Annotated in this window: 14 protein-coding genes; 10 read left to right on the plus strand and 4 right to left on the minus strand. The window is 74.8% G+C overall.

Translation table 11 applies throughout. The annotated features are described in order from the left end of the window. Window positions 1-121: 121 nt before the first annotated feature. On the plus strand, window positions 122-940 hold the full coding sequence (gene hisN / locus ACOJTC_RS03475; protein WP_420115706.1) for a histidinol-phosphatase: 819 nt from the start codon (window positions 122-124) through the stop codon (window positions 938-940). A 59-nt stretch (window positions 941-999) separates the two neighbouring features. Next, a complete protein-coding gene (locus tag ACOJTC_RS03480) occupies window positions 1,000-1,854 on the plus strand; it encodes a hypothetical protein (protein ID WP_363658052.1) in 855 nt (284 codons plus the stop codon). A 24-nt stretch (window positions 1,855-1,878) separates the two neighbouring features. On the opposite strand, the gene ACOJTC_RS03485 is transcribed toward ACOJTC_RS03480, so the two are convergent. Next, a complete protein-coding gene (locus tag ACOJTC_RS03485) occupies window positions 1,879-3,189 on the minus strand; it encodes a glycosyltransferase (RefSeq protein ID WP_420115707.1) in 1,311 nt (436 codons plus the stop codon). A 245-nt stretch (window positions 3,190-3,434) separates the two neighbouring features. On the opposite strand from ACOJTC_RS03485, the gene ACOJTC_RS03490 reads away from it, so the two are divergent. From ACOJTC_RS03490 to ACOJTC_RS03500, 3 genes are all read left to right on the plus strand, one after another. Then, complete coding sequence (locus tag ACOJTC_RS03490; protein ID WP_420115708.1) at window positions 3,435-3,587, plus strand: hypothetical protein; 153 nt, start codon at window positions 3,435-3,437, stop codon at window positions 3,585-3,587. Further along, complete coding sequence (locus tag ACOJTC_RS03495; RefSeq protein ID WP_420115709.1) at window positions 3,584-4,363, plus strand: ATP-binding protein; 780 nt, start codon at window positions 3,584-3,586, stop codon at window positions 4,361-4,363. The genes ACOJTC_RS03490 and ACOJTC_RS03495 overlap by 4 nt, the downstream gene beginning before the upstream one ends. A gap of 73 nt (window positions 4,364-4,436) precedes the next feature. Further along, the gene (locus ACOJTC_RS03500; RefSeq protein ID WP_420115710.1) at window positions 4,437-5,009 is read left to right on the plus strand and encodes a DUF5709 domain-containing protein; all 573 of its coding nucleotides are present in this window, start codon (window positions 4,437-4,439) and stop codon (window positions 5,007-5,009) included. A gap of 46 nt (window positions 5,010-5,055) precedes the next feature. On the opposite strand, the gene ACOJTC_RS03505 is transcribed toward ACOJTC_RS03500, so the two are convergent. After that, window positions 5,056-5,724, minus strand: a complete 669-nt coding sequence (locus tag ACOJTC_RS03505) for a response regulator (protein WP_204926819.1) — start codon at window positions 5,722-5,724, stop codon at window positions 5,056-5,058. Beyond that, window positions 5,721-6,851 (minus strand): MacS family sensor histidine kinase, encoded by a 1,131-nt coding sequence (macS, locus tag ACOJTC_RS03510; RefSeq protein ID WP_420115711.1) that lies wholly within the window; start codon window positions 6,849-6,851, stop codon window positions 5,721-5,723. The genes ACOJTC_RS03505 and macS overlap by 4 nt, the downstream gene beginning before the upstream one ends. A 121-nt stretch (window positions 6,852-6,972) precedes the next feature. Between macS and ACOJTC_RS03515 the strand changes: the two genes are divergently transcribed. Next, window positions 6,973-7,407, plus strand: coding sequence for an ATP-binding protein (locus tag ACOJTC_RS03515; protein ID WP_204926817.1), 435 nt, complete (start codon window positions 6,973-6,975; stop codon window positions 7,405-7,407). 70 nt (window positions 7,408-7,477) lie between these two features. On the opposite strand, the gene ACOJTC_RS03520 is transcribed toward ACOJTC_RS03515, so the two are convergent. Next, on the minus strand, window positions 7,478-8,416 hold the full coding sequence (locus tag ACOJTC_RS03520; RefSeq protein ID WP_204926816.1) for a ribose-phosphate diphosphokinase: 939 nt from the start codon (window positions 8,414-8,416) through the stop codon (window positions 7,478-7,480). 63 nt (window positions 8,417-8,479) lie between these two features. Between ACOJTC_RS03520 and glpK the strand changes: the two genes are divergently transcribed. From glpK to ACOJTC_RS03540, 4 genes are all read left to right on the plus strand, one after another. Then, entirely contained in the window at window positions 8,480-9,964 is a 1,485-nt protein-coding gene (gene glpK / locus ACOJTC_RS03525; protein WP_420115712.1) for a glycerol kinase GlpK, read from the plus strand. Window positions 9,965-10,036: 72 nt separating this feature from the next. Further along, window positions 10,037-11,806 carry a hypothetical protein gene (locus ACOJTC_RS03530; protein WP_420115713.1) on the plus strand — a complete coding sequence of 590 codons (1,770 nt, stop codon included), beginning with the start codon at window positions 10,037-10,039 and terminating at the stop codon, window positions 11,804-11,806. Window positions 11,807-11,904: 98 nt separating this feature from the next. After that, entirely contained in the window at window positions 11,905-13,572 is a 1,668-nt protein-coding gene (locus ACOJTC_RS03535; RefSeq protein ID WP_420115714.1) for a right-handed parallel beta-helix repeat-containing protein, read from the plus strand. A gap of 5 nt (window positions 13,573-13,577) precedes the next feature. Next, window positions 13,578-15,143 carry a glycosyltransferase family 39 protein gene (locus tag ACOJTC_RS03540; RefSeq protein ID WP_420115715.1) on the plus strand — a complete coding sequence of 522 codons (1,566 nt, stop codon included), beginning with the start codon at window positions 13,578-13,580 and terminating at the stop codon, window positions 15,141-15,143. The last annotated feature ends 169 nt before the right edge of the window (window positions 15,144-15,312 follow it).

Consider the following 15,312-nt stretch of genomic DNA (forward strand, 5'->3'; position numbering starts at 1 on the left):
TTTTTTTTTTATTCTTGTTCACCCCCCCCCCCCAAAACATTCTCACCCCCGCCCCGGGGGGTGGGGTGGGGTGGGGGGTGGAGGGGTGGGGAGGGGGTGGGGTGGGGGTTAGGGTTTCGGGGTGACGGGGTATGCGGGGGACATCGAACTTGCTCACCGGCTGGCGGATGCCGCCGACGCCATCTCGATGGCCCGGTTCCGGGCGCTTGACCTGCGGGTGACGGCGAAGCCGGACCTGACTCCCGTCTCCGACGCGGACACCTCCGTCGAGCGGGAGATCCGGGAACTGCTGGCCGCCCACCGGCCGGACGACGGGTTGCTCGGCGAGGAGTACGGCGAGCAGCCGGCCACCGGTCCGCACGACCGGCGGTGGGTGATCGACCCGATCGACGGCACCAAGAACTTCGTCCGGGGCGTGCCGGTGTGGGCCACCCTGATCGCCCTGCTGGAGGGGGACCGGCCGGTGGTCGGGCTGGTCTCCGCCCCGGCGCTCGGCCGGCGCTGGTGGGGGGCCAACGGCCTGGGGGCGTACGCGGGGCGCGACGCCGCCTCCGGCGAGCCGATCCGGGTCTCCGGGGTACGCGACCTCGCCGACGCCAGCGTCTGCTACTCGTCGCTGACCGGGTGGGAGGCGGCCGGCCGGCTGGACGCGGTACTCCAGTTGATGCGCGACACCTGGCGCAGCCGCGCCTACGGCGACTTCTACGGCTACATGCTGCTGGCCGAGGGGGCACTGGACGTGATGGTGGAGCCGGAACTGTCGCTGTGGGACGTGGCCGCGCTGGTGCCGATCGTGACCGCCGCCGGGGGCACCATGACCACCATGGAAGGCGCTCCCGCCCCTGGTGGGACGGCATCCGGCGAGATCAGCGCGATCGCCACCAACGGGCCGCTGCACACCGACGTGCTGTCCCGGCTGGGTCGGCCAACCGCGCGCTGAACGCAACGGCCCTCTATTCTCGCCTGGTGGTGTCCTCCGGTTGGTGCTTCCTCGCGGCGATGATCATCGCGTACGGCTTCGCCAACATGCTCCAGTCGGTGGCCGCCGCCCGGACGACCGTGCACCACACCTTCGACCCGGGGCTGCTGCTGCGGCTGGCCGGGCACCGGACGTACCTGATCGGGCTGCTCTGCCAGGTGACCGGCTTCGTACTGGCCTTCCTGGCCCGGCGCGACCTGCCGTTGTTCCTGGTGCAGGCGAGCGTGGCGGCGGGCCTGGGGGTGACCGCCCTGCTGGGGGTGGTGGTGCTCAAGTGGCGGCTGCCCGCCGCCGAGGTGGCGCTGCTGGTGCTGCTCTTCGCCGGGATCACCGCGTTGGTGCTCTCCGCCCAGCCGGCCCCCTCCAAGGGGCTCGGCACCGCCGGCCTGGTCGCCCTGGCGCTGGCGCTCGGCGGGATCGGACTGCTCGGTTTCTTCGCGGTACGCCTGCACGGGGCACCCGGCTCGGTGGCGCTCGGCTCCCTGGCCGGGCTGGCGTTCTCCGCCGCCGCGGTGGCCGCCCGGCCGCTGGCCTCCGCCCCGTCGGCCGAGGCGTTCGTCCGTGACCCGCTGCTCTACCTGCTGATCGTCCACTCGCTGGTGGGTCAGCTGCTGCTCGGCCTGGCGATGCAGCGCGGCTCCACGACGGCGGCCGTGGCCGCGATGGACGCCGCCGGGGCGGTACCCGCCGCCATCGTCGGCCTGCTGCTGCTCAACGACAAGATCTGGCCGGGCCGGGAGTGGCTGGCCGCCGTCGGCTTCCTGATCACTCTCGCCTCGGTCATCGGGCTCACCCGGTACGCCGCACCCCAGCACCACCACGCGGTGGCCCGCACCCGGGAACGCGCCATGGTGGGCGCCGCCCCCCGCGCCTGACGGGTCGGCGGTCGTGGGGCGCGGTCAGACGCCGACCGGGCCGGTGGTCGTGGTGGTCGTTCCCGTGACCGGCGTCTCGACCTCCACCGCAACGGGGGCGGCCGGGTCGGCCTCGACGTCGACCGGCACCGTGTCGGGCACCTCGACCGGGGTACGCCGGCCCACCACCCGCTCGTAGAGCCGCTCCAGCGCGCCGGCCGTCCGCTCCCAGGTGTAGCTGCACCGCACCCGGTCCACCGCGGCGTGCCCGTAGGCGAACCGGCCCGCGTTGTCGGCGAGCAGCCGGCGCAGCGTCATGCCCAGCGTGCGGACGTCGCCGGGAGGCACCAGCCGGCCGGTGACCTCGTCGACCACCGCGTCGGCGATGCCGCCCACGGCGTAGCCGACCACCGGCACCCCGCAGGCCATCGCCTCCAGCGACACCCGGCCGGCGGCGGAGTAGTGCGGGGTGCAGGCGACCACGTCGGCCGAGCGGTACCAGGTCGCGAGCTGGTCGTGCGGCACCGCGCCGACCAGGGTGACCTGGTCGGCGACCCCGGCCCGCTCGGCCAGCTCGCGCAACCGCCGGGCCTCGGCGTGGGTGGCCAGCTGGTCGGCCGGCGGCCCACCGGCGATCACCAGTTCCGCGTCGCCGACCAGCCGCATCGCCCGGATCAGGTCGTCCTGTCCGTGGCCCGGGGACAGCCCGCCGACGGACAGGATGCGGGCCCGCTGGTCGCGGGGGGCGGCCTCCCCGTCGGGGTGGAACCGTTCGACGTCCACCCCGGTGGGCACCATCGCCACCGAGGAGCGTTGCAGCCCCATCCGGGTCAGCTCGTCGACCTCGTCGGTGCACTGGGCGACGGCGACGTCCACCGCCCGGGTGAGCGCACGCTCCAGCGGGATGCGCTCGCCGGGGCCGTCGTACTCGCGGCCGAGGTGGCGGCGCTGCTCGACGCCGAGCGAGTGGAAGGTCTGCACCACCGGGATGTTCGTCTCCCGGACCGCGTGCGCGGCGGCCAGGCCGCCGATCCAGTAGTGCCCGTGCACCACCTCCGGCGTCCACTCCCCCGCCCACCGGTCGGCCAACCAGCGGCCGAACTCGGGCACGTGCGGAACCAGGTCGGCGGTGACGGTGGGCCGGGCCGGGCCGACGGGCACACGTTCCACCCGGTACCCGTCGATCTCGACGCTCGCCGGCAGGGCCGGGTCGTCGCGGCGCTCGTACACCCGCACGTCGTGGCCGCGCCCGGCCAGCTCGCCGGCGACCCGAGCGACGTGCTCGTGGGTGCCGACGGGTGGTCCTTCCGCGTACCGGGACGACCCGGCGTGCGCGCAGACGAGGCCGACGCGCATGGTGCACCTCCATGCGATCTGCGAGGGATGATCCGGTCAGAGCGTCCCATTAACCGGGGCTCCACGAGCCGAAACCTCGCAGATCGGAAGCGGTCAGCGGTCGCTGGGCCGGCTGTGGGGCACCCCACACCGCCTCGGGCCGGTGCCCGCCTGGCCCGGGGTGGGCTACGGCTGACCGGAGCGGTCCCGCTGATCAGTGGCCGCACGGCGGCATGACCGGGCCCGTCCGGGGGTACCGAGCGGAAATGCCGATGACCCGTACCCCCGCCGTCACCGCCGTGGTGGTCGCCGGCGTCACCGGCGGGTCCGACGCCATCCCGACGCCGCGTCCCGCCCGGCCCGGCGTCCCCGGGACGACGACCCACCCGGCCCGCGCCGACCGGGGGCGACGGCGATGAGCCGCGCCGACCTGCCGACCCCGGGAACGGTCCGGCACCCCCGGGCGGGATGCCAGGTGGTGGCCGACGACTCCTCCGCGCTGGTCCGGCTCGCCGGGACGCTGGAGCCGACCGACGTCGAGCGGGTACGCGACGCGCTGCTCGTCCGGCTCGTCAACCGGCCCGGTCCGATCGTGGTCGACCTGGCCGGGCTGCGGGCCGACCGGGTGACCGCCGGCCGGTTGCTGGCCGGGGTACGCCGGGCGGTACGCGACTGGCCCGCCGCCGACCTGCTGGTGGTCGACCCGACCGGGACGCTGGTCGACGGGGACGCGGCGGAACTGGCGGTCTACCCGACCGAGGCCGAGGCGACGGCGGCCCTGGCCCGTACGCCGATGGCGGCGGTGCTGACCGAGGAGCTGACGCCGACGGTCGGGGCGGCCCGGTGGGCGCGGGAACTGGTGACCGACCGCTGCGCCCGGTGGGGTGCGCCGGAGCTGGCCGAACCGGCCTGCATCGCGGTCACCGAGATGGTCAACAACGTGGTGGCGCACGCGTCGACCCCGATGACGCTGCGGTTGGCCGCGCAGGGCGACACCGTGCACCTGGCGGTGCGGGACCACTCCCGGCGGCAGCCCCGCTACGGGGGACCGGCGTCGCTCACCTCGGCCGGTGGCCGGGGGCTGCTGTTGATCGACACGGTGGCCCGGCGTTGGGGCAGCACCCCGCTCCCGGACGGCAAGGTGATCTGGTGCGTGCTGCACACCGAGGACGAGTCGCACTGGCACCACGACTGATTACTGCCCTTTCGTCCCGATCCCGGGAGCGGGACCCGGTTACCCGGGCCGTGCCAGTGGGTAGTGCTCAGCCATGCGCGACGACGAGTTCCCGACCCCCGTGTCCGACCCCGAGGCGCTCGGCCTGCCCGACACCGCCGACGACGACTCGACCGCCCACGACGACGTGCTGACCGGCCGGGAGGCCGACGGCCCCGACCCGGCCCAGCTGCCCGGCGACCGTACCCCGGTGGCCGTCGACCACTTCGGCACCACCGCCGACGAGCAGCTCGACGGCGAGTCGTTGGACTACAAGCTCGACCGCGAGCAGTACGAGCGGCGGGCCGACGACCCGCTGGCCGGGCCGGTCGACCCGGACATCGCCGCCGAGGCGGAGAACGAGGAGGCCGCCGCGCAGGCCCAGCTCGACGCCGACGTGCTCGACCCGGGCCCCACCTCGGACCCGAACTCCCCGGTCTCGCTCTACGACCACGGTCAGCTCGGCACGGTCGCCGACGCGCAGGTGGGTCGGCTCGTCGAACCGGACGAGGGGGCCCGCACCGACCAGGAGACCGACAGCGTCGCCTACGACGCGGGCGCGGCCGGCGGCGGCGCGAGCGCCGAGGAACTGGCCATCCACGAGACCCGGCCGCCCGAGGCACACTGACCCCCGGCCGTCCAGGGCCGCGTCCTCGGTCGTCCAGGGCGCGCCCTCAGTCGTCCAGGCCGCGTTCGATCGCGTAGCGGGTCAGCTCCACCCGGTTGTGCAGCTGGAGCTTGCCGAGCGTGTTCTGCACGTGGTTCTGCACGGTGCGGTGCGACAGCCCGAGCCGCCCGGCGATCTGCTTGTAGGACAGCCCCTTCGCCACCAGCCGCAGCACCTCGGTCTCCCGTTCGGTGAGCCGGGGGGCCGCGCCGGGCCCGTCGTCGCCGGACCCACCGGCCGGCGGGTCCGCGGCGAGCCGCCGGTACTCGCCCAGCACCAGCCCGGCCAGGCCCGGGGTGAACACCGGCTCACCGGCGGCCGTGCGGCGCACCGCGTCCAGGAACTCCGCCGGGGCCGCCGACTTCAGCAGGTAGCCGGTGGCCCCGGCCTTCACCGCGTCCAGCACCCCCTGCTGCTCACCGCTGGCCGACAGCATCAGCACCCGGACCCGGGGCAACGCGGCCCGCAGTCCCTGGATCACCTCCACCCCGGAGATGTCCGGCAGTTGGAGGTCGAGCACCACCACGTCGGGTCGGGCGGCGGCGGCCACCCGGACCGCCTGGCGGCCCTCACCGCTGGTCGCCACCACCAGGTGCCCGGCCTCGGTGAGGTCCCGGGCCACCCCCTCCCGCCACATCGGGTGGTCGTCGACCACCATCACCCGCACCCCGGTCATCGGCTCCTCCTCGGCACCATCAGTTCGATCTCGGTGCCCTCCCCCGGCGTCGAGATGATCCGCACCTCGCCGCCGAGGTCGGTCATCCGTCCCCGGATGGCCTGCGCCACCCCCAGCCGGCCCTGCCGGGCCGCCTCGACCAGCCGGCCCGCCGGAATGCCCGGCCCGGCGTCGCGCACCGACACGGTCACCGTGTCGCCCTCGTCCTCGACGAGCACCCAGCCCCGCCCGTCGGCGTGCCGCCGCACGTTGTCCAGGGCCGCCGCCGTCGCGGCGGCCACCTCCCGGGCCACCGACGCCGGCAGCGGCACCGGCGTCGCCGGGGCGGAGACCTGCACCGTCGCCGAGGCGTACCCGGACAGCAGGGACCGCAGGTCGACCTCGCCGACCGGGTCGACGGGGGACGTCGGCGGGGCCCCGGAGATCAACGCGCGTAATGCCACCTCCTGCTGGCCGGCGAGCCGGGCCAGCTCACCGGCCTCCCCGTCGAGGTGCGCGCCGCGCCGCTGGACCAGGGACAGCACCTGGAGCACCGAGTCGTGGATGTCCCGGGCCAGCCGTTCCCGTTCCCGGGTCGCCGCCTCCAGTTCCACCGCCCGCTGCAACCGCTCCTCGGTGCTCACCGCCAGCCGGGCCACGTGCCCCACCACCGCGCCGGCGAGCAGCAGCAGGATCGCCCCGGTCAGCGAGGACGGGCCGATCCGGCCCCGGGTGACGAGGTCCGTGCCGCCGACCAGCAGCGCGGCCACCGTGCCGCGCCGCCGCCCGCCGGAGACCGCCCAGGCCAGCACCGGCCCGGCCAGCCACGCCACGGCGAGGGCGGGCACCCCGGCGGCCAGCGCCGGGCGTCCCACCACCCACGGCGTGACCGCCAGGATCGCCAGCACCACGCCGAGGTCGGCCAGGAGCAGCGGCCAGCGCCGGTTGGCCGGCCGGGCGTACCCGACCGCCGTCACCCCGGACCAGGCCAGCATCACCAGCAGTACGCCGCCCGCGGCGACCGGGTGGGCGTACCGGCCGGCGTCGCGCAGGACCAGCAGGCCGACGTACGCCAGCGAGGCGAACCGGAAGACCGCGACGGAACGCCACAGCGGGTCGGCGAAACCTCCCGGCGGGGACGACGGCATGGCCGCCACGATGCCACAGTCCCCAGGTCAGCCGGCCGGGCCGGTCGGTGCGGGCCCGAGAACCCTGGCGTACGGTAGAAATAGCGTGAAAAACTCCGAGATCGCTGTCGGGACAGGGCCCATGACGAACGCAGAGCTTCCCACACCGCGTACGGTGGTGCCCATCGAACCTTCCCTTCTCATCGCCGAGGCGTTCGACCAGGCACAGGTGACCGAGCTGAGACACTCGGTCAGCTCCTGCGCGCACGCGGCCGGCATGGCCGGGCAACGGCTCGACGACTTCGTGCTGGCGGTCAACGAGTTGATCACCAACGCCGTGCGGCACGGTGGCGGACGGGGCTGGCTGCGGCTCTGGCGACGCGCCGGCGAGCTGGTCTGCGAGGTCTCCGACCACGGCAGCGGCATCAGCGAGCAGCGGCTCGACGACCGCAGCCGGCCCGCCCCGGACACCGCCGGCGGCTGGGGGCTCTGGCTGGCCCGGGAGCTCAGCGACGCCATGGAGGTCGAGAGCGGCGCGGCCGGCACCACCGTACGGATCAGCGCCCTCTTCGCCTGACCCGCCGGCCCGGTCCGGCCGCCCGGTTCGCCGACACCGCCCACCGGCCTGGCCCGCCCGCCGGTGACGGTCAGCCGAACAGGGCGCTGACCGACTCGCCGTTGTGGATGCGACGCATCGCCTCGGCCAGCGCCGGAGCCACCGAGAGCACCGTCAGCTCCGGCACCCGCTTGTCCGCGGGGATCGGCACGGTGTTGGTGCAGACGATCTCGCGTACCCCGTCGACGGCGGCGAGCCGGGTCAGCGCGCCGTCGGAGAACAGGCCGTGGGTACAGGCCAGCCGGATCGACCGGACGTTGCGTTGGTGCAGGTGGCCGATCAGCTCGACCACCGTGCTGCCCTTGGCGATCTCGTCGTCCAGCACGATCACGTCCCGGTCAGCCACCTCACCGATCACCGTGCTGATGGTGACCCGGTCGTCGCTGAACCGCTGCTTCGCCCCGGCGGCGACCGGGGTGCCGAGCATCCGGGCGAACGCCGCCGCCTCCTTGGCGTTGCCCAGGTCCGGCGAGACCACCACCGTGTTGCCCAGGTCGTACCCCCGGAAGTGGGCGGCCAGCTCGCGCAGGGCGTGCAGGTGGTCGACGGGGACGCTGAAGAAGCCGTGCACCTGCGGTGAGTGCAGGGTCATCGCCAGCACCCGCTGGGCGCCGGCCGAGGTGAGCAGGTCGGCCACCAGCCGGGCCCCGATGGAGATGCGCGGGGCGTCCTTCTTGTCCGACCGGGCGTACGCGTAGTGCGGCAGGACCACGGTGATCCGCCCCGCCGACGCGCCCCGGGCGGCGTCGATCATGAGCAGCAGCTCCACCAGGTTCTCCTGCACCGGGGGCACCAGGGGCTGGATCAGGAAGACGTCCCGCTCCCGGCAGTTCGCCTGCAACTGCACCTCCAGGCAGTCGTTGGCGAACCGGGACACCCGCACCGGGTGCAGCGGCACCCCCAGGTGGGAACAGATCTCGGCGGCGAGGTCGGGATGGGCGGTTCCACTGAACACGGCGATGTCGCGCACGTCTGGAGATCGTACGGAACCGTGCCGGTTCTCCCGTCGACCCGGGCCGGGTACGGTGCCGAAATGACCGGAGAGTACGTCGCCGCCATCGACCAGGGCACCACCTCGTCGCGGTGCATCGTCTTCGACCGGGCCGGTGGGATCGTCGCCGTCGCGCAACGCGAGCACCGGCAGATCTTCCCCCGGCCCGGTTGGGTCGAGCACGACGCCGAGGAGATCTGGGCCAACGTCGAGCGGGTGGTCCGCGACGCGCTGGCCGACGCCGGCACCGGCCCCGACGGGTTGGCCGCCGTCGGCATCACCAACCAGCGGGAGACCACCGTGGTCTGGGACCGGGCCACCGGCCGACCCGTCGCCAACGCCGTCGTCTGGCAGGACACCCGCACCGGCCCGCTGCTGCGCGAACTGGCCGACTCGTACGGCGAGGAGCGGCTGCGCGCCCGCACCGGGCTCACCCTGGCCACCTACTTCGCCGGCCCGAAGCTGCGCTGGCTGCTGGACGACGTCGACGGGCTGCGGGAACGCGCCGAACGGGGCGAGGTGCTGTTCGGCACGATGGACAGCTGGCTGATCTGGAAGCTGACCGGACGGCACGTCACCGACGTCACCAACGCCAGCCGGACCATGCTGATGGGCCTGGAGACCCTCGACTGGGACCCGGAGCTGCTCGACGCACTGCGCATCCCGGCCGCGATGCTGCCGCAGATCCGCAGCTCGGCGGAGGTCTACGGAGCGGCCCACGGGGTGCTCGACGGGGTGCCGGTGGCCAGCGCGCTCGGCGACCAGCAGGCGGCCCTGTTCGGGCAGACCTGTTTCCAGCCAGGCGAGGCGAAGTGCACCTACGGCACCGGGAGTTTCCTGCTGCTCAACACCGGGGCCAGCCCGGTGCCGTCCAGCCACGGCCTGCTGACCACGGTGGCCTACCGGATCGACGGCCAGCCGGCCGCGTACGCCCTGGAGGGGGCAATCGCGGTGACCGGGTCGCTGGTGCAGTGGCTGCGGGACAACCTCGGATTGATCTCCTCGGCGGCCGAGGTCGAGGAGCTGGCCGCCACCGTGGACGACAACGGGGGCTGCTACGTGGTGCCCGCCTTCTCCGGGCTGTTCGCGCCGCACTGGCGTAGCGACGCCCGGGGGGTGATCGCCGGCCTGACCGGCTACATCACCAAGGGGCACCTGGCGCGGGCGGCGCTGGAGGCGTCGGCCTGGCAGACCCGCGAGGTGGTCGACGCGATGAACGCCGACTCCGACGTGGCGCTGCGCCGGCTGCGGGTCGACGGTGGAATGACCGCCAACGGGCTGCTGATGCAGTTCCTCGCCGACGTGCTGGCGGTGCCGGTGGTCCGCTCCCGGATCACCGAGACCACCTGCCTCGGCGCGGCGTACGCGGCCGGCCTGGCGGTCGGTTTCTGGCCCGACCTGGCCACCCTGCGCGCACAGTGGCGCTCCGACGCGCAGTGGGAGTCCCGGATGGACCCGGCGCACCGGGAGCGGGAACTGGGCCGGTGGCGCAAGGCGGTCGACCGCACCCTCGACTGGGTCGACTGACTCCGGCGGCGGCCCGTCCGTCGACCGGTCCGCGTCGTGCCCGACCGATACGATCGGCCGGGGGGATGCCACATGCAGACAGTCGGTCCGTACGCGCTGCACCGCAGGCTCAGCTCGTGCGAGCTGGGCGAGGTCTGGGCCGCACGGGACGCCGCCGAGCGGCCGTTCACCGTCGCCGTGCTCGCGCCGGCCGCCGCCGAGGGCGGCTGGCGGGAGGCGTTCGCCGCGGCGGCCAACACCCTGGCCCGCTCCGACGGCCTGCCGATCACCGGGGCCAACCACACCGGTCCGATGCCCTGGGTGGCCTGCGCCGCCGAGCAGGGTGCCGGGGCCGCGCACGTCTTCCTCGCGTTGGGGCAGCGCCTCGTCCCGGCCGGGGAGCCCCCGGCCGGTGGCCCCCGGGGCGGACCGGCCGGCGTGTCCGACCCGGCACACCGGCCGACCGCCGGGGCTCCGGTCGCCGCAACGCCGGTTGCCGGAGCACCGGTCGCCGCCGGGGCCGGCGGGACACCGGCACCGGAGGGGCGGCCCACCGCCGGGCCGGCGGGCGCGGCCCGGCCGGTGCCCGCCCCGTCGACCGGAGCCGCCGCATCCACCGGGTCTGCTTCGTCGACGGGCCACGGAACGCCGACGGGCCACGGAGCGCCGACCGGGCCTGTCGCGTCGACCGGCAATGTCGCGTCGACCGGGCCTGTCGCGTCGGCCACGGGCGGCACGGTGCCGCCGGGTGCCGCACCCCGCACGACCCCACCCCGCACGACCGCCCCGCCCCACCCGGCGACCCCGCACCAGACCGCACCGCACCAGGCCACTCTGCCGCAGGCCGGCCCACACCAGGCAGCACCGCAGCAGGCCGGTCGGCAAGCAGCCCGGCAACAGGCCGGCCCGCACCAGGCCGCTCTGCCGCAGGTCACCCCACACCAGGCCGGCCCGCAGCAGGTCGGTCCGCAGCAGGTCGGTCCGCACCAAGCGGCCCCGCACCAGGCCGGTCAGCAGGCAGCCCGGCAGCAGGCCGGCCCACAGCAGGCAGCCCCACCCCAGGCCGGCCCGCAGCAGGTGGTGCCCGCGCCGGTGGTGCCGCAGCGGGCGGGACCGCCGTACCCGCCGACGGCCCTCGCGCCGTACCCGCCGGCACCGTTCCCGCCGGTCGCGGGGCCGGCGCGCGGGCGGGGTCGGGCCGTACTGTGGTCGGTGTTGGTGGCCCTGCTCGCGGCGGCGATCGGGGCGGCGGGTGGCTACCTCGCCGCCGACCGGCCGGCCACCGTCACCGCGCCGGCCACCGCGACACCGAGCGCCGACCTGGGGCTGCCGGCCACGCCGCCACGCCGGCCGGGGGTGGAGCCGCCGGTCGGTGGCGGCTGGCCCACCGGGGCGCCCACCTTCGCCCGCACCGAGCCGACCCGGGAGATCACCGGCCTGGCCGGGGTCGACTTCAGTTTCCGGGTGCCCACCGGCTGGAACTGCACCGAGGCCGGCCGCACCGGCGGCTCGGCGCACTACCGGTGCGGCGTCCCGGCCGCCGACGGGTCGATCATCGGTGGCGACCTGATCGTCCGGCAGTGCCCCCGGCTCTGCACCGACGAGCGCCGCACCGCGCTGCGCCGGCAGGAGGAGGCATGGGGGTTGCAGTGGATCCGCAGCGGCGATTTCACCACCTGGGCGGAGACGGCCCGAGTGGACGGCACGCCGCGCTACGGGCTGGTCTACCTCTCCTACTGGCGCAGCGTGCCGGAGGACGCGATCGACAGGCAACTGGTGCTGCGGATGACCGCGCCCCTGGACCGCGCGGACGAGGTACGCAAGGTGGCCGCCTCGGTGCGGGAGGCCACCTTCACCATCTGACGCGGGGGCGAGGCCACCCCTGCTCGACCGGTACCCTTCGACCGGACGTCGACGACGAACCGGTCCGTCCTTCCACGACCGAGCGGGGCCATGTGCGCATGCTGACTGTCTCCCCTGACCGAGCCGGGGCCTGTCCGACCATCACGGATGCGTTGGAGATCGCGCCGGACGACACGGTCGTCTCGATCGCCCCCGGCGTCTACGCCGAGTCGCTCCGGCTCGACGACCGGCGGGTCCGGCTGGTGGCAGCCGGCGAGCCGGGCTCGGTCCTCGTGGACGGTCGGGCCGCCGGACGGCCGACGGTGGCCTGCACCGGCGGCGAGGTACTGCTGGAGGGGCTGGTCGTGCAGGGCGGCGACTTTCCGGCGGTGGAGGCGGTCGGCGGTCGGCTGCGCATGGAGAAGTGCCAGGCCAGCGCCGGGTACGCCGCAGCCGTGTCGGTACGCGACGGGGCCCGGATCGAGGCCGTCGAGGTCACCGTCACCGGCGGCCAGCACGGGCTGGTCGTCTCTGACGCGGGCGGCACGGTCGAGCAGTGCGAGATCCGCGACGTCACCGACGACGGGATCATCGTGCGGCTCGGGGCCGACCCGACCATCCGCAACTGCACGGTCGCCGCCGCCGGCTTCCGGGGTGTGTACGTCTACCAGGCGGCCCGCCCCACCATCGAACGCTGCGACGTCTCCGGCACCGGCGACGCGGGCATCGTGGTCGCGTTGCAGAGCAGCCCCTCCATCGTGGACTGCTGGGTGCACGACACCCGGGGCGTCGGCATCGACGTCGGCCGGGGCTGCGGCGGCACGGTCGAGGGCTGCCGTACGGAGCAGACCGCCGCCCCGGGCGTCCGGATCGCGGAGGGCGCCGGCACCGTGTTCCGGGCGGCCGAGGCGGGCGGACGGCCGACGGCCGGGGTGAGCGCGGGCGGCGGCACCGTCGGTCAGGACGAACAGAAGGTCGAGGAACTGCTCGCCGAACTCGACTCGATGATCGGGCTGGCCGGGGTGAAGGCCGAGGTGCGCTCGCTGATCGACGAGATCCAGGTCAACGAGTGGCGACGCAACGCCGGCCTGGCGGTGGGCGCGGTCAGCCACCACCTGATCTTCACGGGCGCGCCGGGCACCGGCAAGACGACGGTGGCCCGGGTCTACGGGCAGTTGCTCAAGGCCCTCGGGGTGCTGCCGAACGGCCAGTTCCGGGAGGTGTCCCGGCGGGATCTGGTCGGCCAGTACATCGGGCACACCGCCGAGAAGACCTCGTCGGTGTTCACCGAGGCGCTGGGCGGGGTGCTGTTCATCGACGAGGCGTACACCCTCTCCCGGGCCGGGGGTGCCGGCGGCGACTTCGGCCAGGAGGCGATCGACACCCTGGTCAAGCTGATGGAGGACCACCGGGACCAGGTGGCGGTGATCGTCGCCGGGTACACCACCGAGATGGCCGCCTTCCTGGACGCCAACTCCGGCCTGGCGTCCCGGTTCGCCAAGACGCTGGAGTTCGAGAACTACAGCCCGGTCCAGTTGGTCGACATCGTCGGCCGGATCGCCCGCACCGACGAGTACCTGCTCGCCGACGGGCTGGCCGACGGGCTGCTCGAATGGTTCGGCCAGATCGAACGGGACCAGAACTTCGGCAACGCCCGGGAGGCCCGCAAGCTGCTGGAGGGCATGCGCAAGGCGCAGTCCGGGCGGCTGCGCGCGCTGGGCCGGATGCCGAGCCGGGACGACCTGCGCACCCTTGTCCTGGACGACCTGCTCGCCGCCACCCGGTGAGCGGGATGTCACCCATCGGGGGCACCGGTGCCCGCAGCGACGCGCCGACCGCCCTGATCGTCCGGGTCCGCGACGCGCCACCCGAGCCGGCCGCCCCGTGGCGGCCCACCGAGGCCGACCAGCCGGCCCCGCCGGAACCGCTTGACGCACCCTGGCTGCGGCACCTGGCCCGGCTGCTGCCGATGGCCGTGGTCGCCGTCCTCGGCGGGGTCGGGCTGAACCGGCCCGGCCTGTGGGAGGACGAGCTGGCCACCTGGGGCATGGTCACCGTCGGGTTCGACGACTTCGTGGCGGTGCTGCGCAACGTCGACGCCTCCATCGGCCCGTACTACCTGCTGATGCGCGGCTGGGTGACGCTGGCCGGCAGCTCCGACGTCGCGTTGCGGGTGCCGTCGCTGCTGGCCATGGCGGCGGCGGCCGGCCTGGTCGCCGCGATCGGTCTGCGGATCGGTGGGCTGCGGGTCGGGCTGGTCGCCGGCATGCTGTTCGCGGTGCTGCCGACGACCTCCCGGTACGCGCAGGAGGCCCGGCCGTACGCGCTCGCGGTGTGCGCCGCGGCGCTGGCCACCCTGCTGCTGCTCCGGCTGCTGGAACGGCCCCGGTTCCTGCGCTACCTGGGGTATTCCGCCGTGGTGGCGGTGCTGGGGCTGATGCACCTGGTGGGCCTGCTGCTGCTCGTCGCACACGCGCTGGTGGCCTGGCGGGGGGCGCAGCGCCGGCGCGGCTTCGTCGGCTGGCTCGGCGCGGCCGTGGCCGGCACGCTGCCCGTGCTGCCCGTCCTCTGGCTGGGCCGGCAGCAGACCGGTACGCAGATCAACTGGATTCCCCCGGTCACCCTGGACCGGCTGGTCGACACGCCGGAGGCGCTGTTCGGCGGGCCGCTGCTCGCCGGTGCGGTGCTCGCCCTGGCCTTCCTCGGCATGTCGATGAAGGAGCGGTCGGCGGTGGCCACCGCCTGGCTGGTGCTGCCCACGGTCGGCCTGCTGCTCGCCGCCCAGCTCACCCCGCTCTGGCTGCCGCGCTACCTGCTGTTCACGGTGCCGGCCTGGGCGCTCGTCGCCTCGCTGGCGTTGCGGCGCAGTTCGCTGCTGCGGGGCACCGCCGCGATGCTGGCGGTCGGTCTGCTCGGCATCCCGGTGCAGGTCGAGATCCGGGGCGTCACCGGCCACAGCCAGGGCACCAAGGACATCGCCGCCGTGCTGCGGGCGCACGCGCGTCCCGGCGACATCCTGGTGTACGGCCCGTTCGACGCCGGTGACCAGCGCACCAGCCGGGACGCGGTGAACCGGTACGTCGACGAGAGCTGGCGACCCCGGGACGTGCTGATGACCGTTCCGGCCCGCCGGCAGGGCACCCTGGGCGCGCGGGAGTGCGCCGACCGGGACGTGCCGGTGTGTCTGGGGCGGCCGGAGCGGGTGTGGGTCGTCCGCAAGGGAGCCCTCGACGATCCGGTGCAGCGGATCGGGCCGGCGAAGGAGGCCGCGCTCAAGCCGTACGTCGTCGACCGCACCTGGCGGGTCCGGGGTTTCAGCATCGGGCTGCTGGTGCGTAAGCCCGAGGTGACGAAGTGAGCACCCGGGCCAGCAGGGGCCGCACCGACGAGACGACGGAGTTCCACCGTCCGGTGCCGCCGCCGTGGCCGGGGCGGACCGCAGGGGGTCGCCCGGTGGAACCGCCGACGTCGCCGGGTGGGATGACCGGACCGGGTCTGCGGGACCCGGCCGTGCCGACGCCGCGCGG

It is taken from the genome of Micromonospora sp. (assembly GCF_048594385.1).
GTDB classification, from domain to species: Bacteria; Actinomycetota; Actinomycetes; order Mycobacteriales; family Micromonosporaceae; genus Micromonospora; species Micromonospora wenchangensis.